This is a genomic window from Thalassococcus sp., assembly GCF_982780845.1.
Genome location: NZ_CEYADA010000003.1, coordinates 125798 through 152373 on the forward strand (window position 1 = coordinate 125798; position 26576 = coordinate 152373).

The 26576-nt window shown below is 58.1% G+C and carries 25 protein-coding genes; 9 read left to right on the top strand and 16 right to left on the bottom strand.

The features are described 5' to 3' along the window. Positions 1–76: 76 nt before the first annotated feature. The gene (locus tag AC4FIA_RS04685; protein ID WP_490364906.1) at positions 77–328 is read left to right on the top strand and encodes a hypothetical protein; all 252 of its coding nucleotides are present in this window, start codon (positions 77–79) and stop codon (positions 326–328) included. Between the two features lie 3 nt (positions 329–331). On the opposite strand, the gene AC4FIA_RS04690 is transcribed toward AC4FIA_RS04685, so the two are convergent. The 6 genes from AC4FIA_RS04690 to AC4FIA_RS04715 form a co-directional block, all read right to left on the bottom strand. Beyond that, a complete protein-coding gene (locus AC4FIA_RS04690; protein WP_287473151.1) occupies positions 332–1108 on the bottom strand; it encodes an enoyl-CoA hydratase-related protein in 777 nt (258 codons plus the stop codon). Between the two features lie 96 nt (positions 1109–1204). Further along, the gene (locus AC4FIA_RS04695; protein WP_490364907.1) at positions 1205–1711 is read right to left on the bottom strand and encodes a DUF2087 domain-containing protein; all 507 of its coding nucleotides are present in this window, start codon (positions 1709–1711) and stop codon (positions 1205–1207) included. 171 nt (positions 1712–1882) lie between these two features. After that, a complete protein-coding gene (locus tag AC4FIA_RS04700; RefSeq protein ID WP_103908543.1) occupies positions 1883–2356 on the bottom strand; it encodes a cytochrome c-type biogenesis protein in 474 nt (157 codons plus the stop codon). Then, positions 2353–4317 (bottom strand): heme lyase CcmF/NrfE family subunit, encoded by a 1965-nt coding sequence (locus AC4FIA_RS04705; RefSeq protein ID WP_490364908.1) that lies wholly within the window; start codon positions 4315–4317, stop codon positions 2353–2355. Before AC4FIA_RS04705 ends, AC4FIA_RS04700 begins: the two co-directional genes overlap by 4 nt. Before the next feature lie 74 nt (positions 4318–4391). Beyond that, the gene (locus AC4FIA_RS04710; RefSeq protein ID WP_490364909.1) at positions 4392–4931 is read right to left on the bottom strand and encodes a holin family protein; all 540 of its coding nucleotides are present in this window, start codon (positions 4929–4931) and stop codon (positions 4392–4394) included. Further along, positions 4922–5545 carry a holin-associated N-acetylmuramidase gene (locus AC4FIA_RS04715; protein WP_490364910.1) on the bottom strand — a complete coding sequence of 208 codons (624 nt, stop codon included), beginning with the start codon at positions 5543–5545 and terminating at the stop codon, positions 4922–4924. Before AC4FIA_RS04715 ends, AC4FIA_RS04710 begins: the two co-directional genes overlap by 10 nt. A 105-nt stretch (positions 5546–5650) precedes the next feature. On the opposite strand from AC4FIA_RS04715, the gene AC4FIA_RS04720 reads away from it, so the two are divergent. Together AC4FIA_RS04720 and AC4FIA_RS04725 are read left to right on the top strand one after the other, a co-directional pair. Continuing rightward, complete coding sequence (locus AC4FIA_RS04720) at positions 5651–6073, top strand: cupin domain-containing protein (protein ID WP_490364911.1); 423 nt, start codon at positions 5651–5653, stop codon at positions 6071–6073. A 110-nt stretch (positions 6074–6183) separates the two neighbouring features. Beyond that, complete coding sequence (locus AC4FIA_RS04725) at positions 6184–6672, top strand: DUF1097 domain-containing protein (RefSeq protein ID WP_103908548.1); 489 nt, start codon at positions 6184–6186, stop codon at positions 6670–6672. A 44-nt stretch (positions 6673–6716) separates the two neighbouring features. Here AC4FIA_RS04725 and pgi read toward each other — a convergent pair whose 3' ends face one another. From pgi to zwf, 3 genes are read right to left on the bottom strand one after another with little or no spacing between them, the layout of a single operon-like run. Continuing rightward, entirely contained in the window at positions 6717–8303 is a 1587-nt protein-coding gene (gene pgi, locus AC4FIA_RS04730) for a glucose-6-phosphate isomerase (protein ID WP_490364912.1), read from the bottom strand. A 6-nt stretch (positions 8304–8309) separates the two neighbouring features. After that, a complete protein-coding gene (gene pgl / locus AC4FIA_RS04735) occupies positions 8310–8987 on the bottom strand; it encodes a 6-phosphogluconolactonase (RefSeq protein ID WP_490364913.1) in 678 nt (225 codons plus the stop codon). Next, entirely contained in the window at positions 8984–10435 is a 1452-nt protein-coding gene (gene zwf, locus AC4FIA_RS04740; protein WP_473031552.1) for a glucose-6-phosphate dehydrogenase, read from the bottom strand. The genes pgl and zwf overlap by 4 nt, the downstream gene beginning before the upstream one ends. 278 nt (positions 10436–10713) lie before the next feature. On the opposite strand from zwf, the gene AC4FIA_RS04745 reads away from it, so the two are divergent. The 6 genes from AC4FIA_RS04745 to eno all read left to right on the top strand — a co-directional run bounded on the left by AC4FIA_RS04745 (position 10714) and on the right by eno (position 16763). Beyond that, positions 10714–11655 carry a nucleoside hydrolase gene (locus AC4FIA_RS04745; RefSeq protein WP_490364914.1) on the top strand — a complete coding sequence of 314 codons (942 nt, stop codon included), beginning with the start codon at positions 10714–10716 and terminating at the stop codon, positions 11653–11655. Further along, positions 11652–12098 carry a GNAT family N-acetyltransferase gene (locus AC4FIA_RS04750; RefSeq protein ID WP_490364915.1) on the top strand — a complete coding sequence of 149 codons (447 nt, stop codon included), beginning with the start codon at positions 11652–11654 and terminating at the stop codon, positions 12096–12098. Before AC4FIA_RS04745 ends, AC4FIA_RS04750 begins: the two co-directional genes overlap by 4 nt. Before the next feature lie 41 nt (positions 12099–12139). Next, complete coding sequence (locus AC4FIA_RS04755; RefSeq protein WP_490364916.1) at positions 12140–13558, top strand: protein adenylyltransferase SelO; 1419 nt, start codon at positions 12140–12142, stop codon at positions 13556–13558. An 85-nt stretch (positions 13559–13643) separates the two neighbouring features. After that, positions 13644–14393 carry a DUF533 domain-containing protein gene (locus AC4FIA_RS04760; protein WP_490364917.1) on the top strand — a complete coding sequence of 250 codons (750 nt, stop codon included), beginning with the start codon at positions 13644–13646 and terminating at the stop codon, positions 14391–14393. 125 nt (positions 14394–14518) lie between these two features. Next, positions 14519–15388, top strand: coding sequence for a DMT family transporter (locus AC4FIA_RS04765; RefSeq protein ID WP_490364918.1), 870 nt, complete (start codon positions 14519–14521; stop codon positions 15386–15388). 97 nt (positions 15389–15485) lie between these two features. Continuing rightward, entirely contained in the window at positions 15486–16763 is a 1278-nt protein-coding gene (gene eno, locus AC4FIA_RS04770) for a phosphopyruvate hydratase (RefSeq protein ID WP_287473166.1), read from the top strand. 70 nt (positions 16764–16833) lie between these two features. On the opposite strand, the gene ccmE is transcribed toward eno, so the two are convergent. From ccmE to AC4FIA_RS04805, 7 genes are all read right to left on the bottom strand, one after another. Then, positions 16834–17283, bottom strand: coding sequence for a cytochrome c maturation protein CcmE (gene ccmE, locus AC4FIA_RS04775; protein ID WP_103908557.1), 450 nt, complete (start codon positions 17281–17283; stop codon positions 16834–16836). Positions 17284–17379: 96 nt separating this feature from the next. Next, positions 17380–18543: a M20 aminoacylase family protein gene (locus tag AC4FIA_RS04780; RefSeq protein ID WP_287473167.1), complete on the bottom strand. Its 1164-nt coding sequence runs from the start codon at positions 18541–18543 to the stop codon at positions 17380–17382. 125 nt (positions 18544–18668) lie between these two features. Next, the gene (locus tag AC4FIA_RS04785) at positions 18669–20012 is read right to left on the bottom strand and encodes an NAD(P)/FAD-dependent oxidoreductase (protein WP_490364919.1); all 1344 of its coding nucleotides are present in this window, start codon (positions 20010–20012) and stop codon (positions 18669–18671) included. Then, positions 20009–21172, bottom strand: a complete 1164-nt coding sequence (gene argE, locus AC4FIA_RS04790; RefSeq protein WP_490364920.1) for an acetylornithine deacetylase — start codon at positions 21170–21172, stop codon at positions 20009–20011. Before argE ends, AC4FIA_RS04785 begins: the two co-directional genes overlap by 4 nt. A gap of 128 nt (positions 21173–21300) precedes the next feature. After that, complete coding sequence (gene murI, locus AC4FIA_RS04795) at positions 21301–22113, bottom strand: glutamate racemase (protein ID WP_490364921.1); 813 nt, start codon at positions 22111–22113, stop codon at positions 21301–21303. 39 nt (positions 22114–22152) lie between these two features. Beyond that, complete coding sequence (locus tag AC4FIA_RS04800) at positions 22153–23034, bottom strand: lysophospholipid acyltransferase family protein (RefSeq protein ID WP_490364922.1); 882 nt, start codon at positions 23032–23034, stop codon at positions 22153–22155. Between the two features lie 76 nt (positions 23035–23110). Further along, the gene (locus AC4FIA_RS04805; protein WP_490364923.1) at positions 23111–26530 is read right to left on the bottom strand and encodes an indolepyruvate ferredoxin oxidoreductase family protein; all 3420 of its coding nucleotides are present in this window, start codon (positions 26528–26530) and stop codon (positions 23111–23113) included. Positions 26531–26576 lie beyond the last annotated feature (46 nt).

Sequence of the window (26576 nt, forward strand, 5' to 3'; positions counted from 1 at the left end):
ATGTGACTCGTTTCCTTTTGGTTAACGCGGGCGGTTTTCCTAAAATTTGTCTCAATGAATGGAAGGATTTGAGACAATGGAAGCTGCAACTTTGATGATCCTCGGCCTGATGGCTGCCCCGACAGACGACAAGCAGGCGCATTACTACGCCGGTGCGGCGGTCGCACAGGTCGCTCAGGAAAACGGATTGTCTGCTTGGGAAAGTTGTGGCCTGACGCTGGCTGCCGCCGCCGCGAAAGAAGCGTGGGACGCCAACAGTCATGGCACGGTCGATGGGTTCGACGGGCTGGCAACCATTGCTGGATGCCAGCTGACCTATCGGTTCTAAGCCTTAGCGGCCTTCAAACTCTGCAGGACGTTTCTGAACAAACGCCATGACGCCTTCCATGAAGTCACGGGTTTTGCCGCATTCGCCCTGCAACTTGGCCTCAAGCGCCAACTGTTCGTCCAGTGTGTTGCCAAAGCTTTCGCGCATGGCCTGTTTGACCCGCGTGTAGGCCGCTGTCGGACCCTTCGCCAGATGCGCTGCACGAGCCTTCCAGTGGTCCGCGAATTCGTCATCAGCGACGTATTCCCAGATCAGACCCCATTTATCGGCCTGCTCTGCCGTGATCTTGTCGGCAAACAGCGCGGCACCCATCGCCTTCGCCAGACCGATCTGGCGCGGCAACGCCCATGTGCCGCCCGCATCAGGGATCAGGCCGATGCGCGTGAAGGCCTGCACGAAATACGCGCTCTCGGACGCGATCACCACATCCGCCACCAGTGCAAGGTTCGCCCCTGCCCCAGCTGCCGGACCGTTGACCGCTGAAATGGTCGGCACGGGGCAATCCACAATCGCCTTCAGCATCGGCTCGTATTCGTCGCGCAGGGTGCGTTCGACATCAAAGCTGGCCATGGCTGAGCGGTCGCCCAGATCCTGACCGGAACAGAATGCTTTCCCATTGCCGGTGATCACGACAACGCGGGCGGTTTTGCCGGCCTCGGTGACAGCATGGGTAATCTCGGCCCGCATCTGGGTGTTCAAAGCATTCATCAAATCAGGGCGGTTGAGGGAAACGACAGCAACGCCGTCGACGACCTCATATGTAATGGCTTCGTATTGCATGATATCCTCCTGCCAAGTTGCCCGCATCAAACACGCCGCGCGGACAAAAGGCAAAGCCCAACGCGGCGTCACTGTGCAGGAAAACCGAAACGGCGATTACGCGCTGTCGCGACGTGCCACCCGTTTGATCAGATCAGCGGCCTCGGGCGGGATGGGCGCTTCTTTCCGCATATAGCGCGACCCATCCAGATTACGTTCAAGCGCACCGACTTCGATCAAGGTGCGCCGGATTTGGGCCGCGTCCCTGAAGGCGGTTTCCTGATCGATCAGGGCGCTGATTTCACGCTCGGTCATCGGCGTCCGTGCAGGCAAACGCGACCACACAACATAGCAGCACAGATGCTGGGTCAACGTGCGGGCGGGCCATTTGGCAAACCGCCCATCACCGTCAAAGTAACGCGCGGCGCGGGCCACTTGCGTACCATTCACCGGCGCAGTTGGCGTGTTTTTCGCCCGCAGGTGTTGATAGTTCCGATAGCCTGCCGCCTTGGAAATCCGGTCCAGAAATTCGGCATGTCCAAGGTCAGTTTCAATGTCCTTGCGCAACCGTTTGGCAAAGGACGACAGATCATCAAGGTGAAAAGAAATAACGTCGCGCGTCATAGCAATCTCCAACGCGATACCAGACCCGAAGGGTTGGATTGTCCGCCCTTGATCCAAGGTATCACAAAGGTGATGCCATTAGCGTCAATCAAACAGGTTTAGCATCGGCGGAGCCTGGGTGAACTGCGGACCCTGCGTGCACGCTAGCACAGGTCGCAGGCGGACCCAAGATCAGTCGTTCAGGATTTTGTTCAGCCGTTCTTGTTCGCTGTCGCTAAGGCCTTTGTCGTCAACGACCGGAGCAGCCGCACGGCCACGCACGTACAGCGCCCCCATCAGAAGCGCGATCAGGAACATAGCGGGGCCAGCCCACCACAGCAGGCGGTTCCAGCCATCCGTTGTCGGGTTCAGCAGAGCGAACTCGCCATAACGTTCGACAATAAACTCGACGACTTCGTCGTTAGTGTCCCCCGCCACCAGACGTTCGCGCACCACGATCCGCAGGTCACGGGCCAACGGCGCGTTGGATTCATCGATGCTCTCGTTCTGGCAGACCAGACAGCGCAACCCTTTCGAGATTTCGCGCGCCCGTTCTTCCAGAACCGGATCATCCAGCACCTCGTCCGGCAGCACGGCCCAAGCTGGTCCGGTGCTGACAAAGGTAGCGGACAGCAAAAGCGACAGGATCAGAACAAGTTGTTTCATTCTGCGGGCACCGCTTTTGCTGTGGTTTTCTTGGCACCGGCGGCCACACGGAACCGACGGTCTGTCAGGCTGATCAAACCACCCAATGCCATCAGGATAGAGCCACCCCAAATCCAGTTGGCCAGCGGCTTGATGTAGGTCCGCATGACCCAGCCACCGCCATCCTGCGGATCACCGATCACGACATAGACGTCGCGCAGGAATTTGTAGTCGATTGCGGCCTCGGTCGTCGGCATCTTGGCGACGGGATAGTCGCGTTTTTCAGGGTACAAATGGGCCACTTCCACGCCGTCGTCGTACACAGCGACTTCGGCCATGGTCGAGAAATAGTTCGGGCCACGCACCTGCTCGACGCCGATCAGTTCAAGCTCGTAGCTGCCAACTTCGAAACGCTCGCCAATGTTGGCCACGCGGATATCTTCGACCTGCCACGCCATCAGGCCCGCAACACCGACCATGGTGATACCGAGACCACCGTGGGCCACCGTTTTCCCCCAATCAGCGCGCGGAAGGCGCAGCAGACGGCCGATGTCACGGTTCTGGCCTGTGCGGCTCCATAGATCTGTCAAAGCACCGCCCACCAGCCAAGCGCCAAGGAACACGCCGACAGGGCCAAGGATCGTGCGGCCTGTCTGCATCGTCCAAACCAGCGCGGCCAGAAGAACAGCGATGACAAAGGCAGGTGCCAAGGCACGGATCACGCGACCCACTTTGGCCCGCTTCCACGGTAGCATCGCGCCAACCGGCAGGATCAAGCCCAGAACCAGCATGAACGGCGTAAAGGCAGAGTTGAAGAACGGCGGGCCAACCGACAGTTTCCGATCAAGGAACATCTCGGCCACCAAGGGCCACATGGTGCCGACGAAAACGACCAGCGAAGATACCGCCAGCAGGATGTTGTTCGCCACCAACGCGCTTTCGCGGCTGACCAGACCAAAGACACCCTTGGCCTGCATCGCATTGGCGCGGGCGGCAAAAAGCATCAACGCACCACCTGTGAAGAACACCAGAATACCAAGGATGAAGACGCCGCGTTCAGGATCGTTGGCAAAGGCGTGAACCGACGTCAGAAGGCCCGAGCGCACAATGAATGTCCCGATCAGAGAGAAGCCGAAGGCAAGGATCGCCAACAGGATCGTCCAGCTTTTCAGGCTCTCGCGCTTTTCGACCACGATAGCGGAATGCAGCAGGGCCGCTGCGAACAGCCACGGCATAAAGCTCGCGTTTTCAACCGGATCCCAGAACCAGAAACCGCCCCAGCCAAGCTCATAGTAAGCCCACCACGATCCCAGCGCGATACCGATGGTCAGAAACACCCACGCCGCCAGCGTCCAAGGGCGCACCCAACGGGCCCACGCCGCATCAACGCGTCCCTCAATCAATGCCGCCACAGCGAAGGAAAAGCAGATCGAAAGGCCCACATAGCCCAAATACAGGAACGGCGGATGGAAGGCCAAACCGGGATCCTGAAGCAGCGGGTTCAAATCCTGCCCGTCAAACGGCGGTACCGCCAAACGCAGGAACGGGTTCGAGGTGAACAGGATGAAGGCAAAGAAGGCCACGGCGATTGCGGATTGAACCGACAGAACCCGCGCCCGAAGTGTCGGCGGAAGGTTGCCGCCACACCACGCGGCCATCGCACCGAACAGTGTTACGATCAGCACCCAAAGCAGCATGGATCCTTCGTGGTTGCCCCATGTGCCGCTGATTTTATACAGCATCGGCTTGGCTGAATGCGAGTTCAGCACCACCAACCTGAGCGAAAAGTCCGACACGACAAAGGCATGCGTCAGCGCGCCAAAAGCCAGTAATGTCAGGATAAATTGTATTGTGGCTGCAGGTTCAGCCACCGCCATCCAACCGGACCAGCGTTTATGGGCCCCGATTGCCGGAACCACCATTTGAACGATCGCCACTAGAAAGGCGAGGATGAGTGCGAAGTGACCGAGTTCTGTAACCATGCCCAATGTATAGGGTCAGTCAGCGAACTCGGCCAATAGATTCGGCGTTCAAAAGTTGGTCAACTTGTCACGCGTCAGTTTTGCAGGCGCTTCCAGTCTTCCAGTGCACGATTTGCCGAAATCAAAGCCACTTCCGGAACAGGCTCTCGGCGCAGGTTCTCGATATCAGAAATATGCTGGACGACCTGCGGGGTGGCGACCATCGTAGCGGCGATATCTCTCTGGAATTGCTGCCCTTTCGCCTGATATCGCGCCCCGAAATAGAAACTGACAATCGCCCCCAAAAGCCACCAAAGCGGCTCTGGCACCAGCGCGATACCCGTCATGCGCGCAGCAAACCACACGGGGTCCACCATCGCAGACACAAACAACCCCAAGGTGCCCAGCGCCATAGCCGGTCGCGGCACGCGGTTCAGCGCGTCCATGAACCGGTCGAACCGGCCCTGTCGCATCAGGGCGAACTCGGACGCATACTGATCCAAAGACGCGGACTTCATTGTCATATCCCGCGCGGCCTGCGCTTCGGCGTTCACGCGGAAAACCTCGGCGGTTTCAACGACAACATTGCGTCCACCGCCAAACAGAAACTGCCACATCTGATTGATCACGCCCATGCCGCCACCCGTTTCTGAAACTCGGCTTGCGACAGGTGAAAACGGGGCGAGATGAATTCCTCGGCCCGTTTGATCCAACCGCCTTTACCCCCGCTACGGCTTCGGGCGAATTTGCGCGATGCGGGCCTACGATCCGCCAAGGCAAAATAATAGTTGCGACGCGCGATCCCGTAGGCATCCGCCAGATGATTAGGGGCCACAGAAATTGCCTTGGCCGCCGCCGCAATCGTCTGCGGGCCAATCACACCATCCACAGTAACCTGCATCCCCATGTCCGTCAGAAGCCGCTGCAAAATCTTAACCGCGTTGGCACCTGCGTTTACGTACATATCAAAGACAGACGCCTGCACCGCATCGGGCAGTTCACCGATCCGGGGTTCCACAAAGTAGTGCTGCAGGAAAATTTCGACGGCCTGATCCTTGGTCAAAGCCCGAACATCAGAATGATTCACCCGTCCGTCGCCATTATTATCGCGCCCCAACCGCACTAAAGTCGCAAGCGTGACCCCGAATTTCGTCGCCCCGCCGGGATCGTCTGGATCGTTTACATAGCCGCCTTCGCGGCCAACGATGTCTTCGGCGATCTGCCGAAGCCGTTTTTGCGCATTGCCCATATGAATTGCCTCATGTGTATTGTTTTATGAGGCCAGAGGCTCGCTGTTGCGGCCTTAAAACCGGCTGACAGCGCCGTTCGGTCAAAGTTTAAATTGGGTTACAGAATGCATGCCGACGACATAATCAAACTGCTTGAACTCGAACCGCACCCCGAGGGCGGCTATTACCGCCAGACGTGGGATGGCGAAGAAGAGCCAAGGGCAAGTGGCACTTGCATTTTTTTCCTGCTGAAGGCCGGTGAAAGCAGCCATTGGCACCGTGTGGATGCCACCGAAATCTGGCATTATTACGCAGGCGCACCGATTGAATTGTCGCTGTCTGCGACGGATGCCGGCCCTAAGGAAATCCACCGTTTGGGCCCCGATCTGATGGCAGGTGAACGACCCCAGATCATCGTGCAGAAAGATCATTGGCAAGCCGCGCGAACAACGGGTGAATGGACCCTTGTCGGCTGTACGGTATCGCCCGGTTTCCAATTTGCGGGCTTCACCCTCGCACCCGCAGAATTTGACATTCCCGGCAGCTAATCTGCCCAAAATTGCACCAATGCCTAAGTATTATGCGGTATTTTGAGGTTTCGCCCTAACTTTGCGCATCCGGAAAAACAATCAAACCGGATCTACTTAGGGAGGGACTAATGAATCTTGTAACTGCACTTGCCATCGTCATTGGCGCGCTTGCCGTTGTGGCAACCTACATCTGTCTTGGACTTGGAACAGGCCTGCAAATCTGGGCGCTGTTCATCGCTTGGGGCAGCTTCTTTCACACGGGCGGCGACAATGACGCGCTGGTGAAATCTCTGACAGCCCATGTTTGGGGCATCATCGTTGCAACCGTCGCGCTGTTCGTTGTGGGCACCGTTGGCGGTGGCGCTTTGATGGCGTCCGTAATCGTCGGCATCTCGGTTGTTGTGCTGATCCTTGGCGCGCATGTGCCTGCGCTCGGCGCGATTCCGGCGGGCGTTTACGGCTATGCGTCAACCGCTGCCTTCATGTTGCTGACAGGCGTTGCTCTGACAGAAATGAACGCGCTGCTGTCTGCGGCCGGTATCATCGCTGTTTCGATGATCCTTGGCGGTATCTTTGGCATCGTCAGCGGCAAAATCGCGGGCGCACTGGCCAAGTAAATGTCTTTTCCAGCCCCGTTTGACGCGGGGCTGGAATTTCTAAGTCAGTCTCCGCGATAGCGCAGAACGTAATCCACCAGACCACGGGTCGAGGCATCCTTGCCATCGCTGGGTTGTTCGCCCGTCACAATCGGACCCAAAGACGTGGCCAGCTCTTTGCCCAATTCAACGCCCCACTGGTCGAACGAATTGATGCCAAGGATCACGCCTTCGACGAACACGCGGTGTTCATAAAGCGCGATAATCTGGCCCAGCATTTCCGGCGTGAGCTTCGGATAAATCAGTGTTGTCGACGGGCGATTGCCTGGGAACACACGGTGACGCGCCTGACGCTCCAATTCGTCGCCTTCAAACTTATCCGCCACCTCGCCGCGTGCCTCGTCCAGACTGCGGCCTTTCATCAGCGCCTCGGATTGCGCCAGACAGTTGGCGACCAGTAGGTCATGGTGATGCTGCAAATTGGCCTCATGCCCTGTAGCAGCCACGAGGAATTCACAAGGGATCACCCGCGTGCCTTGGTGGATCAGCTGATAGAATGCGTGCTGCCCGTTCGTGCCCGGCTCGCCCCAGACCACGGGGCCAGAGTTCACGTCCAGATCGGCGCCGTCCATCGACACGCCTTTGCCATTGCTCTCCATCTCGAGCTGCTGAAGGTACGCAGGCAAGCGCATCAGTCGGTTGTCGTAGGGCAGAACCGCGCGGGTCGCGTGTCCCAGTCCCTGATTGTGGAACATCCCTACCAATGCCAAAAGCACAGGCATGTTTTCCGCCAAGGGTGCCGCGCAGAAATGACGGTCCATTGCCTGTCCGCCACGCAGGAACGCGCGGAAGGCATCCGGCCCGATCGCAATCATCAGCGACAGGCCAATCGGCCCCCACATGGAATAGCGGCCGCCGACCCAGTCTTCGAACCCGAACACACGATCTGCGGGAATACCGAACTCGCCGGCTTTTTCCACATTGGACGACAGCGCGATAAAGCGGCCTTCATCGCTCACACCCTTATCGGCAAGCCACGCCTTGGCGGTGCGGGCGTTGGTCATTGTCTCGATGGTGGTGAACGTCTTTGACGCGACGATGAACACGGTGGTTTCAGGGTTCAGACCGCGCAGGGTGTCCGCAATATCCGCGCCATCCACGTTGGATACAAAGTGGCAGCTCGGACCATCGTGATAAGGCGCCAAGGCCTTAACCGCCATCGCCGGACCAAGATCAGACCCGCCGATCCCGATGTTGACCACATCCGTCACATCGCTGGACCGGATCGTGTCGGACAGATCAGACATCCGGTTCAGCGTATCCAAAACCTCGGGCATCACATCCTGCCCGTCGACCATGACCGCATCACCATCAAGGTTGCGCAGCGCCGTGTGCAGCACCGCGCGCCCTTCGGTTTCGTTGATCTTTTCGCCTGCGAACATGGCGTCGCGACGCGCAGGCACTTCTGCTTTTTCCACAACATCCAAAAGCGCCGCCAGAATGTCGTCGTCGATTTGCGTCTTCGAGAAATCGAACAGCATATCCAGCGCGGTCAGGCTGTAGCGCGATGCACGGTCGGCATCCTTGGCAAACAGGTCTTCGATCCGGCGCGATTGGGTCGCATCGGCCAATGATTTAACGGTGTTCCACATGTTGTCTTACTCCGCCCAGTGAACGGTTGCGCCGTTTAGAACGGCGTTGATGGGTGCATCTTTGGGGGCTTTGCCCTTGGCATTTTCCAGCGCAGCGCGTTTCTCCGCGCCAAAGATCAGGATGTGCTTGGACATTGCGCCATCCAGCGCCTCGGCGCTTAGCGTGATGCGCGGCTCTGGCGCACCGGGGGCACGCATCGGCAAAAGGACAGGCGCATTCGGTGCCAAAGCCTCGTCCAACTTATCCGCCTCGGGAAAGATCGACGCCGTGTGCATATCCGCGCCCATTCCCAGCAGAACTACGGACAACGGCAACTGCGCTTCAATGCCTTTGGCCAGTTCGCCCAAGCCCTCTTCCGGTGTGTCGTACGGCGCGTAAAGCGGCAAAAGGTTTGCGGCGGCAGCCTTGTCGGTCAAAAGCCGTTCGCGCAGCAGGCGTGTGTTGGACCGGTCGCTATCTTCCGGAACCCAGCGTTCGTCGGTCAGCATGACATTGACGCGATCCCAATCCAGATCGACGGCGCAAAGGTCATCAAAGACCGGACCGGGCGATGTGCCGCCCGGAACTGCCAAAGTCGCACTATCGGACTGCGACAAAGCCGTGCGCAGTTCACCCGCGATCAGGTTTGCCAGATCAAGCGCCAGCATATCGCGGTCAGCGTATTCTACGAATTTGTAACTCATGCCTTGATCTCTCTCCAACGGCGACCGTCACGATGCATCAGCATCAGCGCGTCCTCTGGGCCCGAGCTTCCGGCATCATAGGGTTTCGGCACATCATTGCGCGCGACCCAGCTTGCTATGATCGGATCGGTCCATGCCCAGGCTGCCTCGACCTCGTCGCCACGCATAAACAGGGTCTGGTTGCCACGGATCACGTCCATGATCAGACGCTCATAAGCATCCGGCGCATCCTCGCCATCCGGCCCTAGTGCCTCGGCAAAGGACATGTCCAAAGGCACGTCGATCAGGCGCATACCGCCCGGCCCCGGTTCCTTAATCGTCACTCCCAGCGTCATTCCTTCGTTCGGTTGCAACCGGATCGACAGGACGTTGCGATGACGCCCTGCTTCCTCACCAAAGATGCTATGCGGCGCGTCTTTGAACACGACGGCGATTTCCGACGCGCGGGCACGCAATTGCTTACCTGTGCGGAGGTAGAAAGGCGTCCCCGCCCAGCGCCAGTTCGATACGTGCACCTTCATCGCGACAAAACTTTCGGTGCGCGACCGCGGGTTTTCTGCATGCACGCGGTAACCCGCCTGCTTTTCATCTGCACTGTACTGACCACGCACAACGTGATGCGGCTCGACCGGATCAAGTGCGCGAATGACCTTCAGCTTTTCGTCGCGAACAGCATCGGGGTCAAACTTGGCCGGCGGTTCCATCGCGATCAGGCACAGCAACTGCATCAGGTGGTTCTGAACCATGTCCCGCATTGCGCCGGATTTATCATAGTAGCCGCCCCGCCCTTCTACGCTGACGGTCTCTGCCACTGTGATCTGGATGTGATCGACGTATTGCGCGTTCCACAGCGGTTCGAACAGCATATTGCCAAAGCGTACGGCCATCAGGTTCTGGACCGTTTCTTTGCCCAGATAATGGTCGATGCGGTAAATCTGTGTTTCGTCGAAATGCTGCGCCAATGTCGCGTTCAGCGCCCGCGCGGTTTCCAGATCGTGGCCGAACGGCTTTTCCACAACGATGCGGCTATCTTCGTTCGCAAGGCCGAATGACCGCAGGCGTTCGGCGATATCCCCAAACAGCGACGGACCGACCGAGAAATAGAAAGCGCGGACGACTTTATCTCGCAGACGCCCTTTAAGGGCCTCCCATCCGCCTTCGCCTTTGGCGTCAACTGTTTCATAGCCCAAACGCTGCAGGAATTGGTCCAACTGGTCTTTTTCGTAATGCGTTCCGCCAAATTCCTGAACCGCTTCGCGAACGAACTGACGATAGCCGTCGTCATCCAATTCGCTTCGGGCTGCACCAATGATTTGCGCTTCGGGCGGCATTTGCCCTGAACAGAAACGGCGGAACAGACCAGGCAGGATTTTGCGGCGGGCCAGATCGCCCGTACCACCAAAAATAACAAGGTCGAAGCATTCGACAGGAATAACGCGTGAGACCATAGCGGCATCTACTCCGTTGTTTCTATGTGCGCCGAGAAGCGATCACATATTTTCGTTAGCGCTAACGCAAGCTTTCGCGACGTGCTTTACCGCAGGTTTGCGCAGGAGTCTAACACCTCGATGCATGAAATAAAGAAAACCGTTCAGTTTCATCGCATCCGCTTAGCAAAACTGCCTTTTGCGTATCGGCAAGTGATGGCCGATTGCCTGTTCTATACGCTTGTTTGTTTCTCGTATGCATGTCACGAAATGCCTTTGACACAAATCAGAGGCCGTTCATGCCCGCACGTAAAATCATCATCGACACAGATCCCGGACAGGACGACGCAGTTGCCATTCTTCTGGCTCTGGCCTCGCCGGAAGAGATCGACGTGCTGGGTATCACTGCTGTTGCGGGCAACGTGCCGCTTTCCCTGACACAGAAAAATGCGCGCATCGTCTGTGAACTGGCGGGCAAGCCGGACACCAAAGTGTTTGCAGGCTGCGACACGCCGATTGCACGAAAGCTGGTCACGGCAGAGCATGTGCATGGCAAAACCGGGCTTGATGGCCCCACTCTGCCCGATCCAGAAATGGAACTGGCGGATGGTCATGCCGTCGATTTCATCATCGACACGCTGCGTGCCGAACCCGAAGGAACAGTGACGCTTTGCCCGCTTGGGCCGCTGACCAACATCGCAACCGCTTTGACCAAGGCACCCGACATCGCGAACCGCATTCAGGAAATCGTGCTGATGGGCGGCGCCTACTTTGAAGTTGGCAACATCACACCCACGGCCGAATTCAATATTTACGTCGACCCCGAAGCCGCCAAGATCGTTTTCGCCTGCGGTGCACCCATCACTGTGATGCCCTTGGACGTGACGCACAAAGCGCTGGTAACAAAACCCCGCAACGATGCGTTCCGCGCACTTGGCACGCCGGTGGGTGTGGCCGTGGCCGAGATGACGGACTTCTTCGAACGCTTTGACAAAGAAAAATACGGCTCACAGGGCGCGCCCCTGCACGATCCTTGCGTCACCGCCTATCTGATCAAGCCCGAACTGTTCACCGGTCGCCACATCAACGTGGAAATCGAAACGTCCTCTGATCTGACGCTGGGCATGACCGTGGCGGATTGGTGGCGCGTCAGCGGGCGCGAACCGAATGCAACCTTCATGGGCGACATCGACGCCGATGGGTTCTTTGACCTTCTGACAGAACGATTGGCACGCCTGTGAAATCTTTGCACCTAGCAACCCCCGAAGATGCCGCGCGCCTCTTTCCTCTTGTGGCAGCGTTCCACACCGAACGCGGGTTCGAGACGACGGAAGAGCAGCAAAGCGCCGCTTTGACGCCGCTTCTGGAAGGCACGCCACATGGGGCCGTCTGGTTGATCGGCCCGCGCAAAGCGCCAGTGGGTTACATCGTGGTCACCTTCGGATGGTCCGTAGAATTCGGCGGGCTTGATGCGATTGTCGACGAACTTTACATCCGCCCGGCTGTGCGCCGTCGTGGCATGGGGTTCGAAGCCCTGAACGGTATTGCCAAAGCGCTGAAAGACGCTGGTGTTCGTGCGCTGCATCTGGAAGCGGACCGTGATGATGAAGACGTGCATCGCTTTTACGCCCGTGCGCGGTTCAAAGCGCGGGAAAACTACATGTTCATGAGCCGCGCCTTGTGATGCCCATGGCGCTGTCTGCCGCCGCGACCTATATCTAGGCCATGACAGTCCATATTCCCTTCGACAACACCTACGCCGCGCTGCCGGAAGGCTTCTATGCGCGCCAGAAACCTACTGCGGTTTCAACACCTGCGCTGATCGCGTTCAACAAGGATCTGGCCAAGGTTCTAGGCGTGACGCATGACGATCTGACCGATCTGGCGCAGGTCTTTTCCGGCAACGCGCTTCCCGACGGCTCCACCCCAATTGCCCAGCTTTATTCGGGCCATCAGTTCGGGCAGTACAACCCGCAGCTTGGCGACGGCCGCGCGATTTTGCTGGGCGAGGTTGTTGGATCAGACGGCCAACGCCGCGATATTCAGCTAAAGGGGTCTGGACAGACACCATTTTCCCGCATGGGCGACGGGCGTGCGTGGCTTGGTCCGGTCCTGCGCGAATACGTGGTCTCCGAGGCGATGCATGCGCTTGGCGTTCCGACCACACGCGCATTGGCGGCGGTTTCCACCGGTGATCCGGTCCTGCGCGAAACGCCCCTGCCAGGCGCGGTCCTAACCCGCGTCGCGCAAAGCCATATCCGCGTGGGCACGTTCCAAGTCTTTGCCGCGCGCCGCGATCTGGATCGCCTGCGCACGCTTTACGCCTACACCGTCGAACGGCATTACGCGAATGCAGAGAACCCGCACGATCTTCTGGATGAGGTGATCCAGAGGCAGGCAAAACTGATCGCCAAATGGATGAGTGTCGGTTTCATTCACGGCGTCATGAACACGGACAACTGCACCCTTTCCGGCGAAACGATCGACTACGGCCCCTGCGCCTTTATGGATGCCTACGATCCTGAAACGGTGTTTTCGTCGATCGACCGCTACGGCCGCTACGCCTATATCCGTCAACCTGACATCATCGTGTGGAACATGGCGCAATTGGCCACGGCGCTGGTGCCCCTGACAGACAATCCCGAGGCCTCGGTCGAACGGTTTACCGAACAGGTCCACGGGATGCCCGAACTGATCCGCGCGGAATACGAACGCCTGTTTAGCGCCAAGATCGGCATCACCAACCTACAAACCGGTGATGTCCCGATGGTGACCGATCTTCTGTCTCGCATGCATGAGAATAGTGCCGATTTCACCAACACCTTCCGCGCGTTGCTGACCGACAACGCACGTGATCAGTTCACCGATCCGATGGCCTTCGACCAATGGGCAGAAGGCTGGCAAGCCCGCATTGCCAGCGAACCAAACCCACAGGCCCTGATGCGCCAGACCAATCCGGCGATTATCCCGCGCAATCACCGCGTTGAAGAAATGATCGCGCGTGCTGTCGACGGCGATTTTGCCCCGTTCCATCGCCTGAATGCGGCCTTGGCAAACCCGTTCGAAGACAACGACGAATACGCTGATCTGACCCGTGCGCCGCTGCCGGACGAACGGGTTCTGGCCACCTTCTGCGGCACTTAAGGGGAACGGCGCAGAGTCAAAGCCCTTCCGCAAAGGGCTTTGACTACCTATCTTAGCGTCAAACACAGTTATCGGAGGACGGCGCATGAGCCTGATGAAAACATTGACCAAAGTGGCGCTTGGCTATGCGGTGGCCCGTGGGGTGGATCGCGTGTCATCTGGTGGTGGGCTTTCGGCGCTGCTGGGAGGCGGCGGCAACGCTCAGGTCAAAGGGCAACACCCAACAACCGAAGCCGGACGCCAGATGACCAACGCAATGGGCATGGGTGCAGGCAATCCGATGCAGTCCATGTTCCAGCAACTGCGCCAGACTGGTCTGAACATGCCGGGCCTCGGTGCCCCTGCCGCGAAACCCGGTGGCGGCCTTTTGTCGTCTCTACCTGCAGGAGGCGTTGCAGCTGCAGGCGCGACCGCAGCGGCGGGTGCCGGCGTTGGCGCGCTGTTCGACCAATTCAATGATGCCGCTGACAGCGGCCAGTCCGAAGCCGACGCGGCCCTGATGTTGCGCGCGATGATCCAGGCGGCAAAGGCCGATGGTCATATCGACGAACAGGAAAAAGCAGCCATTCTGGACGTCGTGGGCGACGACGCGACCGAAGAAGACATCGCCTTCCTGAAAGCCGAACTGTCTGCACCGCTTGATCCCGAAGGTCTGGCCGCAGATACGCCGGACGGCCAGAAGCTAGCGTTGTATTCCGCGTCGCTGATGGCGATCCGCGTCGATACGGATGAAGAGGCGCAATATCTTGATCGCCTTGCCCGCGCTCTTGGGCTGGATGAACCCACGGTTAACGCCCTGCATGTGCAGATGGGCAACTCCGCCCTTTACGCTTAAATCCCGAACAGGCCCGCCCATCGCGCGGGCCTATTTTTTATCAAAACGTAAAAATTTCTTCAGACCTCTGGTCAGCTGTTCCGAAACGGAATAGCCCTATGCTTCTGCATTCACAGGAGCCAGTCTTGGACAACCTTCGCGGCATCATTTTCATGGTTCTCGCCATGGCGGGCTTCGCCATCGAAGATGCGTTCATCAAAACCGTCGCCGATCAAATCCCGCCGGGGCAGATCCTGATGATCATCGGTGGATTGGGCGGCATAGTGCTATGGGGCATCGCCGCGTTGCAGGGCATTCCCGTCTGGACCAAAACTTTCTGGATGCGCCCCGTTCTGATCCGCAACCTGACCGAGGTTGTAGGCACATTGGGCTTTGTAAAGGCGATCACCTCGATCCCCCTTTCGGTTGCCTCGACTATCGCGCAAGCCATGCCACTGGTGATCACCATGGGCGCCGCGCTGATTTTCAAAGAAGCCGTGGGTTGGCGCCGTTGGAGCGCGATTGGCGTCGGGCTTTGTGGCGTGCTGATCATCATGCGCCCAGGCTTTGAAGGCTTTGACCCGAACGCGCTTTGGGCGGTGCTGGCGGTGTTCGGGCTGGGCGGCCGTGATCTGGCGTCGCGGGCGGTGCCGCGTCAGGTGCCAAACACACTTCTGACCGCCTACGGGTTTTTCATGCTGGTCCCGACCGGCGCGATACTTCTTGCGTTTTCCGGTGGCGCGGGCACGCCCACGACACAAAGCTGGCTGATGCTGACCGCCGCAATCAGCGTCGGCATTCTGGCCTACTACGCGATCACGCTTGCGTCCCGCATCGGCGAATTGTCGGTTATCTCGCCCTTCAGATACACGCGGATTGTATTCGCTCTGATTTTGGGAATCACCATCTTTGGCGAACGCCCTGATTTGCTTACATACGTTGGCATGGCGCTGATCGTCGGTTCTGGCATCTATACTGTGCTGCGAGAGCGAAGATTAAAGAAAAGACAGCGCTAACAAAGCCCGCCGCAAACTTGTTACCGCTAACAGTTTAGTTTACTTCGCCTTCGCCTCTGCTATAGAGCGGTCAAACAGGCCATGCGAGGGACTAGCCATGAGCACCATCATTGATATTCACGCACGCGAAATTCTGGACAGTCGCGGCAACCCCACCGTTGAAGTCGACGTTCTGCTGGAAGACGGCACAATGGGCCGCGCGGCGGTTCCGTCAGGTGCTTCGACCGGTGCCTATGAAGCCGTAGAAAAGCGTGACGGTGACAAGTCCCGTTACATGGGCAAAGGCGTTCTGGATGCCGTTGCCGCCGTAAACGGCGAAATCGCGGAAAACATCGTTGGCTTCGATGCGACCGAGCAGGTCGAGATCGACATGGCGATGATCGAACTGGACGGCACCGACAACAAAGGCCGTCTGGGCGCGAACGCGATCCTTGGTGTGTCCATGGCCGTTGCCAAAGCCGCAGCCGAGTTCACAACACAGCCGCTGTTCCGCTACATCGGCGGCACATCCGCCCGCACCCTGCCCGTTCCGATGATGAACATCATCAACGGCGGCGAACACGCGGACAACCCGATCGACATTCAGGAATTCATGATCATGCCGGTCGCTGCGGAAAACATCCGCGACGCTGTGCGCATGGGTTCCGAAGTATTCCACACTCTGAAAAAAGAACTGTCCGCCGCTGGCATGTCCACAGGTCTGGGTGACGAAGGCGGCTTTGCCCCTGAACTGGGTTCGACCCGCGACGCCTTGGACTTCATCCTGAAATCCATCGAAAAAGCTGGCTACAAGCCGGGCGAAGACATCTACCTTGCTCTGGACTGTGCCGCGACCGAATACTTCAAAGACGGCAAGTACGAACTGAAGGGCGAAGGCAAATCTCTGACATCCGCAGAAAACGTTGCCTACCTTGAAGCGCTGGTAAACGATTACCCGATCATCTCGATCGAAGACGGCATGTCCGAAGACGACTGGGACGGCTGGAAAGCCCTGACAGACGCCATCGGCGACCGCGTTCAGCTGGTGGGTGACGACCTGTTCGTGACCAATCCTGCCCGTCTGGCAATGGGGATCGAGCGTGGCTCGGCGAACTCCATGCTGGTGAAAGTGAACCAGATCGGCACGCTGACAGAAACGCTGCAGGCCGTCGACATGGCCCACCGTGCACGCATGACAAACGTTATGTCGCACCGCTCGGGCGAAACCGAAGACGCGACAATTGCCGATCTGGCGGTTGCAACGAACTGTGGCCAGATCAAAACCGGTTCGCTGGCGCGGTCCGACCGGTTGGCAAAGTACAACCAACTGATCCGCATCGAAGAGATGCTGGGCGACACGGCCATCTACGCAGGCCGTTCGATCCTGCGCGGCTAAATCAGCCTACCCAGACAAACAAAAAGGGGCCCAAGTGGCCCCTTTTTTTCATGTCCGGTTTTCGAACCGATCAGCTTTCGGGTTCCTGATAAACGCCCTGCTCTTTCAGCGCGTCCACCACCTCTTTCGGCATGTAGGTTTCATCGTGCTTAGCAAGGATTTCCGACGCCTCGAAACGGCCATCGATAAAGCGGCCAGTGCCAACCATACCCTGATTTTCTTCAAACAAATCAGGCAGAACGCCCGCATAGACCACAGGGATGCTGGCACCGCCGTCGGTCACATTGAACGTAATCTCTTGCCCTTGTCCCCGGACCAGAGTGCCTTCTTCGACCAACCCGCCGATGCGGAACACCTCGTTCGGGGTTGGCGGCTCTTCTGCGACCTGACTGGGGGACCGGAAATAGTTGATCCCGTCGCGCATCGAATAGCCGATCAGGGCAGTTGCACCGATCAGGGCGACAACGGCCAAAGCGACCACCTGAATACGCCGGCGTTTTTTGAGCGATTTAAGAGCCATCAAGTCCTCCCACGGGGTTTGCCCATAACATAGGTGCTAACCCCCGCTTTGAGGAGAGGCAAGGTCGCGACCAAGCGCCGCGAACCTTGCGATTGCTTACGCAGCAGGCATCCGACGTTCCGCGATCTCGGCCCACCACGAACACCCGACCGGAATAGCGTCGTCATTGAAGTTGTATTCGGGGTTATGCACGTCGGCGCTATCGCCGTTGCCCACCAGAATATATGCTCCCGGGCGTTCCTCCAGCATGAAGGCGAAATCTTCGCCGCCCATGACCAAGGGCGCCTCTTCACACTGGCCGGACACTGCGCGCGCAACCTCTGCGGCGAATTCGGTTTGGTCATCGCTGTTGATCATGACCGGATAGTTCCGCTTATAGTTCACGGTCGCCTTTGCGCCATATGCGGCCGCGATGCCGTCGCAAATCTCGGAAATACGCTTTTCGGCCAGATCGCGGATCGCGGGGCTAAGTGTGCGGACCGTTCCCTTCATCGTCACCCGCTGCGGGATCACGTTGAACGCTTTGGAGGATGTCTCAAAGCTTGTGATAGACACCACCAGTTGTTCAACCGGATCAGCGTTACGGCTGGCAATGCTTTGCAGACCCAGAACGATGTGCGACGCCACAACCGTGCTGTCGATGGTTTCATGCGGTTTCGCGGCGTGACCACCACGGCCCTCGATCTCGATCTCGACCAGATCGGCTGCGGCAAAGAACGGACCCGGACGAATGGCAAAGGTGCCGATATCGTGCCCCGGCCAGTTGTGCATGCCGTACACTTCCTGAATACCGAATTTTTCCATCATGCCGTCGGCACACATTTCACGGCCACCGCCGCCGCCCTCTTCTGCGGGCTGGAAGATCACCACGACGGTGCCATCAAAGTTGCGCGTCTCGGACAGGTACTGAGCCGCGCCCAGCAACATAGCTGTATGGCCGTCATGACCACAGGCGTGCATCGCCCCCGGCGTTTTTGAGGCATAGTCCAAACCGGTTTGTTCATGGATCGGCAGCGCGTCCATATCCGCACGCAGACCGATCACCTTGCCAGAGGACGTCGATTTACCTTTGATTACACCGACAACGCCCGTGCGCCCGATGCCTTCGACCACCTCATCGCAGCCAAACGCGCGCAGCTTGTCGGCCACGACCTTGGCAGTGCGAACCGTGTCGAACAGGATTTCAGGATGCTCATGCAGGTCGCGGCGCCAAGCTGTAATTTCGTCGTGCAGTTCGGCGAAACGGTTTTTGACAGGCATGTGAGACTCCGAATTTGATCATTTGATCAAACCACCCTACGCCGATCAAATGCCGCTGCAAGCGGTATCCACGCAAATGCGCTTTGCACAGGAATGCGAAAGGTCAGGCGCCCAAACAAGTGGCGTCAGATGTTAGGCCCTGGACGCATGGCGGAACCATCTGCAAAGCGGTTGAACCGGAACCGCGTCAGATCGTGTGACAGGGTCTGACCTGTCAGCAATTGCGCCGCGATCTTGCCAAAGGCAGGCCCGATGCCAAAGCCATGGCCACACATCCCAGTCGCCACAGTCAGCCCTTTGATATCGGGCACATTATCAACCACCGGAACGACATCCGGCATAACATCGATCATCCCCGCCCAGATGGCTTTGGCTTTCACGACGCCAACTTCTGGAAAGGCCGCTGCCATTTCATTCATACATTCCTGCGCTTTTTTCAGGTTCGGCGCGGGGTTCAGGATGCGCATCTGCTCAAACGGGCTGACCTCATCTTCGCCCCATCTGCGCGGCGTGCCCCATGCATCCGGAAACCCCTTGGGCGCATGGGTTTTCAGACGCACATCAAACCCACCCTGTTTCAGCAGGGGCAAGTATTTGAACATCGTGCGAAAGGCATCCGGCCCGATGTAGAGCTCGGACAAGGTTGAGGGGGCCAATGTGTACCCGCCATCCTGCCTTGGCCGGAAAGCAACCTTACTGTCGACCGCGGCAATCCCCGTGACCTGCGGCAGTGGTTCGGTCGCCAGCGCCGTTGACCGAACCGAAAGCTGAGGGATGCTGACACCGTGGCGTCGCAAAAACAGCGCTGACCACGCGCCAGCGGCAACCAGGACGTTTGAAGACACGATGCGTCCACGTTCGGTCACGACACCTGATACACGCCCAGCCGAGATATCCAGCGCACGCGTGGCGCAGTTTTCAATGATGGTCGCCCCTGCCTCACGCGCCATGCGGGCAAGTGTAGGTACGGCCACCCAAGGTTCTGCCTTCAGATCGGTAGGGGTCCACAGCGCACCGGCCCAGGGTTTTTGCGCCTCGGGCAAAATGCCCTTCAATCCGGCTTTATCCACCAGCTTCGAAGACACGCCAAAGGCCGCAGCGTCGTTAAGCCAGTCCTGATAAGCGGCCATGTCCTTGTCCGACTTCGCCAGATAGGCCACACCCACCTGCCGCAAGCCCAGCGCGCCGTTTGCTTCGCCTTCCAACTCTTGCCACAGGCGCTGCGCCTCTTGCGCGATCGGAATTTCATCCATGTCGCGGCCCTGAACACGGATCCAGCCCCAGTTGCGCGAAGACTGTTCTGCCGCGACGCGCCCTTTGTCCAGCACCGTCACCTGCACACCCTGCCGCGCTAGCCAAAGGGCCGTCGTGATGCCAATCACACCAGCACCGACGATGACCACATCCGATGCCTTCGGTAGAACAGCCTGATGTTCAGGCGGGGTCTGAAGCTGGAAGGGAAAGCTCATGCGCCACAGGCCTTCAAAAGTCGCTCCATAAACTTCTGACCAGCGTTCAACTGGGAAATCTCAATGTATTCGTCCGGTTGATGCGCAATGCCGATATCTCCCGGCCCACAAACCACGGCATCGTAACCGGCGGCCTGAAAATGGCTGGCTTCCGTTCCATAACTGACATGATGCTGCCCGTTGTCGCCCGTGATCTGGCGCACCAGTTCTTCGGCCAGATTGTTCTGGGTGGGCGCAAAGGCTGGCAATGTGAACGTTTCCGAAACCTCGATCCAAGCCTCTGGGCAGACAGCCTGCATCTGCGCCTCGACCCTACGCACTTCTTCAAAGAACGCGTCGCGCCATGTGTCGGGACTTTCGCCGGGAATGATGCGGAAACCGAGGTGGAATTCACAATCCTTGGCGGTGATGTTGTGGGCTGTTCCGCCATTGATCGTGCCCACATGCACGTTCGTACAGGGCGGATCAAACAGCGCAGCCATTTCCGACGGCGTCGCAGCCATCTGCGCATCGTTCACACGATTGGCCCACGTGATCAGTTCCGCGCCATACATGATCGCGGATACACCTTTGTGCAGGATCGATGAATGCACCTCGATCCCGTGAACATGGACGTGAAAACTGACACCGCCTTTGTGGCCTGTCACCGCGCCCATCATGGTCGGTTCGCCTATGATCGCGACATCAGCACGCGGCACGACACCCTGCATCGCGTCAATCAGTGGCGGTGCACCGGTGCAGCCGATCTCTTCGTCATAGGACAGCGCAATCTGGAGCGGACGCGTGACGCCCGCGTACTGCGCCTCGACCAGCGCCCAAATTGCCAGCGCGTCAAACGCCTTCATATCGGTGCTGCCACGCCCGTACAGCCGCCCGTCCCGTTCGGTCAGGTCCCACGGCGATGTCGTCCATTCCTGCCCGTCCACAGGCACTACATCAGTGTGACCGGACAGGATCACGCCCCCTTCCTGATCGGGCCCCACATGCGCGAACAAAGCGGCCTTGTCACCACTTTCATCCCAATGGCGATGGCATGTGATCCCGTGCCCTTGAAGATACTCTTCGACCCAATCGATCAACGGCACGTTTGTGTCACGACTGACTGTGGGAAAACCGACTAGCGTTTCAAGGATGTCTCGGGGGGAAAGCCGCGTGGTCATGTGCGCCTCTTGTTTATTTCGAGGCCGAGGAAACGCGCTTCTTACCCTAAGCGCAAGGGGCGCCTAGGGGTTTTTGATCAAAATATCAGGCAGAATGCCCAGCGATTGGGCATGCAAGACGTGGGCAGTTACGCCTTTTCAAACGTGATCTTACGGCGCAGGAACTGTGTCGCCTGACCGGATACCTTCTTCGGATCACCCGTCGTCAAAAACTTGGATTCTGTACCCGAACCGACCATCTGCGGATGGCGTTCAAGATAATCCGCCAAGCTTTCCGCAACCAATGTCGCCTGCGAATAGACCTTTACGTCATCGCCCAATGCGTCACGGAAGATGTCTTCCATCAGCGGATAATGCGTGCAGCCCAGAATTGCGGCGTCAGGATCGGGCATTTTACGCTTCAGCGCGTCGACGTGGGACCGCACCAAGGCATCAGCCAAAATCATGTCGCCGTCTTCGATCGCATCAACCAGACCGCCGCAGGCCTGCGCTTCGACATCCACACCAACAGCACGGAACGCGAGTTCACGTTGGAACGCGCGGCTGCGCACAGTGGCAGGCGTTGCAAACAATGCGACGTGTTTCACTGCCACCTCGCGCGGGGGCGAGTTGTCGCCCCACTGGCGTTCGGTCAGCGCCTCGATCAGGGGCACGAATACGCCTAGAACCCGCTTATCCTTGGGAATCCAGCTCTCCTGCATCCGGCGCAGGGCCGCAGCACTTGCCGTGTTACAAGCAAGAATAACCAGATCGCAGCCCTCGGCCCAAAGGCGTTCGACCGACCATGTCGTCAGATTGAAGATGTCTTCCGCATCCCGCACGCCATAGGGCGCATGTGCGTTGTCCCCCAGATAGACAAAGGGCACATCAGGCAGACGCTTGGACACAGCGTCAAGAACGGTCAGACCGCCCAATCCGGAATCAAAAATACCAACTGCCACGGTCGATGCCTCTCTGCCTGTGCCGCCTATTTATATGATTTAACTACGGCGGTGTTTTTCTTCAAACTCGAAACCTGCATCGAAGGATTCGAGAGGTGTCGGAGAAAGCTCATATGTGGCTTTCCGTAGAAAATCCATCATTCCGCGCGCATCCGATGACCGCGTGGCAAGTTCTTGCGGCGATATAGGCTTTCCGATCACAAGCCGGACCGGTTTATCCACCCTGCGCCGGAATTCATGGATCAGCAGCCCCATGCGCAAATTGGTGTGCATGTGGCTCGCCAACTGGAACAGTCGCGAATTGTGGCCTTCGAAAAAGATCGGCACGACTGTTGCGCCGGACTTCGCGATCATGCGTGCGGTGAAACTGCGCCAGTCCGGATCCATCGGGCGCATCATCGGGCGTAAGGCTGTCGAAACAGTGCCGCCGGGAAAAATACCGATACAGCCGCCATCCCCCAGATAGGACAGCGCCGTCTTGCGGGTTTGCAGGTTCAGAGCGACGGCTTCTTTGTTCTCATCAAAGGAAATCGGCAGGATAATCTTGTTCAGGTCTTCGGCCTTGCGGAACACACGGTGCGCCAGAATGCGGAAATCGCCCCGTGTGACCGACAGCAAGTGGCCATGGATCAGCCCATCCAGAATGCCATAAGGGTGGTTGCCGACGACAACCAAAGGGCCCGTTTTGGGGATGTTGTCCAGCGCCCCCCCGACCACATCCAGTTCAAGCCCGTAGCGGTCGACCATGACCTGCCAGAAATCGCGCCCCTGCGCGACCTCATGTTCATAGCCCTGCGCCCGCTTGATCAGGCTGATCCGGCCTGTCGCATTTTCCATGAAACGGATCAGTGCCTGTCCGCTCTTGCTGCGGGCAGAATGTGAATAGGAAATTTCCCGGGCGACCTGACGCGCGCGTTGCATCAAACCAGCCTCCTCAACACGGTTCGCTTGGCAAATTGCTGAAGCGAACCGCGAAAGGTGTAAAGGAAAAAGGACGTTACTCCGCCGCTTTGTCGTAGGGTGTGCCGCCAGCTTTTAATGCTGCGATGAGCTCTTCGCGCTCTTTCTCGGCCTTGGACAGATTGGCGAGTTTGACCGGACCGAACCCGCGAATTTTCAGCGGCAATTCGGCCAAAGCAACCAGCGCGTCCATCGTGTTTGCATCCGCCTTGGGCAGCCACTCGGCCATATCCCTTTCGTATTGCTTGATCAGAGCGCGTTCCATCCGGCGCTCTTCAGTGCGTCCGAATGGATCAAACGGCGTCCCGCGTAGGCCCTTTAGCCGCGTAAGGATTTTGAAGCCTGTCAGCATGCCTTCGCCAAACTCACGTTTCTGCGGACGCCCGTCAGGGCCATCCTTGCTGATCATCGGAGGGGCCAGATGATAGGACAGGCTTACATCGCCGTTGAACTCTTTCTCGACCTTTTCACGGGTCTTCAGATGAAGTCGGGCAACTTCATATTCATCCTTATATGACAACAGCTTATGATAGCCTTTTGAGACAGATTCTTTCAGATGGACATCCTGAATAGGATCGACCATTTTACGGAAGCGCTTGGCAAGACGCGTACCCTGATACTCCACCAGATGATCCGCGCGCATCGCAATTTTTTCGTCCAGAGTCTTGGGCTTAGCGACCACCTTTTGAGTCATCAGCCCTTCGGCTTCCTCGGGGTACAAAACGGCCCAACGACCGATTTCAAACGCCTTCTGGTTTTTTTCAACCGCTGCGCCGTTCAGCTGGATCGCATCCAAAATCGCCTGTTTCGGCAACGGCACCAGTCCACGTTGCCATGCGGCACCAAGGATCATCATGTTGGAAAAGATGCTGTCACCAAGCGTGGTTTTCGCCAGCTCAGATGCGTCAAAGAACCGAACACCATCTTTAAGTCGCGCTTCAAGAGAAACCCGCAACCTATCAGCAGGTAACGAAAATTCCGTATTTCTTGTAAAATCACCCGTGATGATTTCGTGGCTATTCACCACCGCACCAGTGCGCCCGTTTTTCGTCAGCCCAAGCGTCTTGGACCCTGCGCTGACCACCAGATCACCACCGATCAACGCATCCGTTTCGCCGGTGGCGACACGAATGGCCGAGATGTCGTCAGGCGACTTGGCCAAACGCAGATGGATGTGAACCGCGCCGCCCTTTTGGGCCAGCCCCGCCATCTCCATCATGCCGGCACCCATGCCGGCAATCTGCGCAGCTTGCGCCAGAACAGCCCCGATAGTGACAACACCCGTGCCGCCCACACCTGTCACAACGACGTTCCACGTCTTGGCAATTTCGGGCAGCGCCGGCTCAGGCAAATCCGGCAGGTTCAAGTCCATCGCCTCGCGCTTTTTCAGCTTGGCCCCTTTGACGGTGACAAAGGACGGGCAGAAGCCCTTGAGGCACGAGAAATCCTTATTACAGGACGACTGGTCAATCGCCCGCTTGCGGCCGAATTCGGTTTCGACCGGAACGATAGACACACAGTTGGATTGCACCCCACAATCGCCGCAACCTTCACAGACATCCGTGTTGATGAACACGCGACGGTCCGGATCGGGGAACTGCTGACGCTTGCGGCGACGGCGTTTTTCGGCGGCGCAGGTCTGAACATAAATGATGGCTGTCACACCGGGAATGTCGCGCAGACGTTTCTGAACAACATCCATTTCCGCACGCGGATGCCAGTCCACATCAGACGGGAAATCTTCGCGCCGCGGCTCTTCTTTTTCGTCAAAGACAACGGCAACATGCTCGATGCCCATTGCCTTAAGTTCGCGCGCAATCCGGTCGGGGCCCAGCCCGCCTTCGTTCTTCTGACCGCCGGTCATGGCGACCGCATCGTTGAACAGGATTTTATATGTGATGTTGGTGCCCGCCGCGACGGCCGCGCGAATGGCCTGAATGCCCGAGTGGTTATACGTGCCGTCGCCAAGGTTCTGGAACACATGCTCGCGTTTCGAAAACGGCGCTTCGCCGATCCAGTTGGCCCCTTCCGCCCCCATGTGCGTAAAGCCAAGTGTGCTGCGGTCCATCCACTGCACCATGTAATGGCAACCGATGCCCGCGTAGGCCCGCGACCCTTCCGGTACTTTGGTTGACGAATTGTGCGGACAGCCCGAACAAAAATACGGCAGGCGCGCTGCGATTTCTTCGGCATTGTCGGCCTTCCGCGCGTCCGCCAGCTGGGAAAGGCCCGCGCGGATGGCATCGGTGTCGCGCCCTTCCTCGATCAGGATATTGCCCAGCTTTTCCGCGATCCAAACGGGATCAAGTGCGCCATGGACCGGAAACAGTTCTTCACGATGGAGCGCACCTGCCCCGCCCTTGTACCAGCCATAGACCCGACGCCCGCGACGGTCGTCAAAGATGGCTTCTTTGATCTGCACCTCGATCAGCTTGCGCTTTTCTTCGACGACGACGATCAGATCCAAACCTTCGGCCCAGTCATGGAACGTTTCCATATCCAGCGGCCACGTTTGCCCCACTTTGTAGGTGGTGATCCCTAAACGTTCGGCTTCGTTTTCATCGATGTTCAGCAAAGACATCGCATGGCACAGATCAAGCCAGTTCTTACCCGCCGCGACAAACCCGATTTTCGCGCCGGGCTTACCCCAGACGCGCTTATCCATTTTGTTGGCCCTCGAAAACGCCTCGGCCGCGTCACGTTTGTGCTGGATGATCCGTTGTTCCTGCGCATGCGGTGTATCGCCCAGACGGATGTTCAGACCGCCCTCGGGCATCGGATAGTCTGGCTGTACCAATTGAAGCCGATCCAGACGCGCATCGACCACCGCCGTCGCCTCGACCGTGTCTTTCATGGTTTTTAACCCAACCCACAGGCCGGAAAACCGCGACAAAGCCAGACCATATAGACCGTAATCCAGAATTTCCTGCACACCCGCTGGTGACACGACAGGCATATACACATCGACCATGGCCCAGTCAGATTGATGCAGTACGGTCGAGCTTTCGCCTGTGTGGTCATCGCCCATAGCCATCAGCACACCACCATGTGGCGACGTGCCTGCCATATTCGCATGGCGCATCACATCGCCCGAACGGTCCACCCCAGGGCCCTTGCCGTACCAAAGTCCGAAAACGCCATCATAGCGCCCCTCGCCCCGAAGCTCGGCCTGTTGCGATCCCCACAGCGCCGTGGCCGCAAGGTCTTCGTTCAGACCTTCCTGAAAGGTGATGTCGGCCTCTTTCAGCCATTTGCTCGCGCGGGTCATTTGCATGTCGACCGCCCCTAGGGGCGAGCCGCGATAACCGGTCACATAACCGGCTGTATTCAGCCCAGCGGCACGGTCCCGCGCCTTTTGCATCAACATCAACCGAACAAGCGCCTGCGTGCCGTTTAACAGCACACTTTCCTTGCTAAGATCGAACCGGTCATCCAAAGAAATTTGCTGAATGCCCATCGTACGCCTCCCGTCGCTCAATGTTCATGCACGTAGGGTAAATATA

Bases quoted from the DNA above. Each gene is read 5' to 3' on its own strand.
- zwf (WP_473031552.1), bottom strand. From the start codon at position 10,435: ATGGTCTCACGCGTTATTCCTGTCGAATGCTTCGACCTTGTTATTTTT.
- AC4FIA_RS04700 (WP_103908543.1), bottom strand. From the start codon at position 2,356: ATGAAACAACTTGTTCTGATCCTGTCGCTTTTGCTGTCCGCTACCTTT.
- AC4FIA_RS04755 (WP_490364916.1), top strand. From the start codon at position 12,140: ATGACAGTCCATATTCCCTTCGACAACACCTACGCCGCGCTGCCGGAA.
- AC4FIA_RS04695 (WP_490364907.1), bottom strand. From the start codon at position 1,711: ATGACGCGCGACGTTATTTCTTTTCACCTTGATGATCTGTCGTCCTTT.
- pgi (WP_490364912.1), bottom strand. From the start codon at position 8,303: ATGTGGAACACCGTTAAATCATTGGCCGATGCGACCCAATCGCGCCGG.
- AC4FIA_RS04685 (WP_490364906.1), top strand. From the start codon at position 77: ATGGAAGCTGCAACTTTGATGATCCTCGGCCTGATGGCTGCCCCGACA.
- AC4FIA_RS04805 (WP_490364923.1), bottom strand. From the start codon at position 26,530: ATGGGCATTCAGCAAATTTCTTTGGATGACCGGTTCGATCTTAGCAAG.
- AC4FIA_RS04710 (WP_490364909.1), bottom strand. From the start codon at position 4,931: ATGGGCGTGATCAATCAGATGTGGCAGTTTCTGTTTGGCGGTGGACGC.
- AC4FIA_RS04785 (WP_490364919.1), bottom strand. From the start codon at position 20,012: ATGAGCTTTCCCTTCCAGCTTCAGACCCCGCCTGAACATCAGGCTGTT.
- AC4FIA_RS04800 (WP_490364922.1), bottom strand. From the start codon at position 23,034: ATGCAACGCGCGCGTCAGGTCGCCCGGGAAATTTCCTATTCACATTCT.
- AC4FIA_RS04715 (WP_490364910.1), bottom strand. From the start codon at position 5,545: ATGGGCAATGCGCAAAAACGGCTTCGGCAGATCGCCGAAGACATCGTT.
- AC4FIA_RS04780 (WP_287473167.1), bottom strand. From the start codon at position 18,543: ATGCCTGTCAAAAACCGTTTCGCCGAACTGCACGACGAAATTACAGCT.
- AC4FIA_RS04720 (WP_490364911.1), top strand. From the start codon at position 5,651: ATGCATGCCGACGACATAATCAAACTGCTTGAACTCGAACCGCACCCC.
- AC4FIA_RS04705 (WP_490364908.1), bottom strand. From the start codon at position 4,317: ATGGTTACAGAACTCGGTCACTTCGCACTCATCCTCGCCTTTCTAGTG.
- ccmE (WP_103908557.1), bottom strand. From the start codon at position 17,283: ATGGCTCTTAAATCGCTCAAAAAACGCCGGCGTATTCAGGTGGTCGCT.
- AC4FIA_RS04760 (WP_490364917.1), top strand. From the start codon at position 13,644: ATGAGCCTGATGAAAACATTGACCAAAGTGGCGCTTGGCTATGCGGTG.
- AC4FIA_RS04745 (WP_490364914.1), top strand. From the start codon at position 10,714: ATGCCCGCACGTAAAATCATCATCGACACAGATCCCGGACAGGACGAC.
- eno (WP_287473166.1), top strand. From the start codon at position 15,486: ATGAGCACCATCATTGATATTCACGCACGCGAAATTCTGGACAGTCGC.
- argE (WP_490364920.1), bottom strand. From the start codon at position 21,172: ATGACCACGCGGCTTTCCCCCCGAGACATCCTTGAAACGCTAGTCGGT.
- pgl (WP_490364913.1), bottom strand. From the start codon at position 8,987: ATGAGTTACAAATTCGTAGAATACGCTGACCGCGATATGCTGGCGCTT.
- AC4FIA_RS04690 (WP_287473151.1), bottom strand. From the start codon at position 1,108: ATGCAATACGAAGCCATTACATATGAGGTCGTCGACGGCGTTGCTGTC.
- AC4FIA_RS04725 (WP_103908548.1), top strand. From the start codon at position 6,184: ATGAATCTTGTAACTGCACTTGCCATCGTCATTGGCGCGCTTGCCGTT.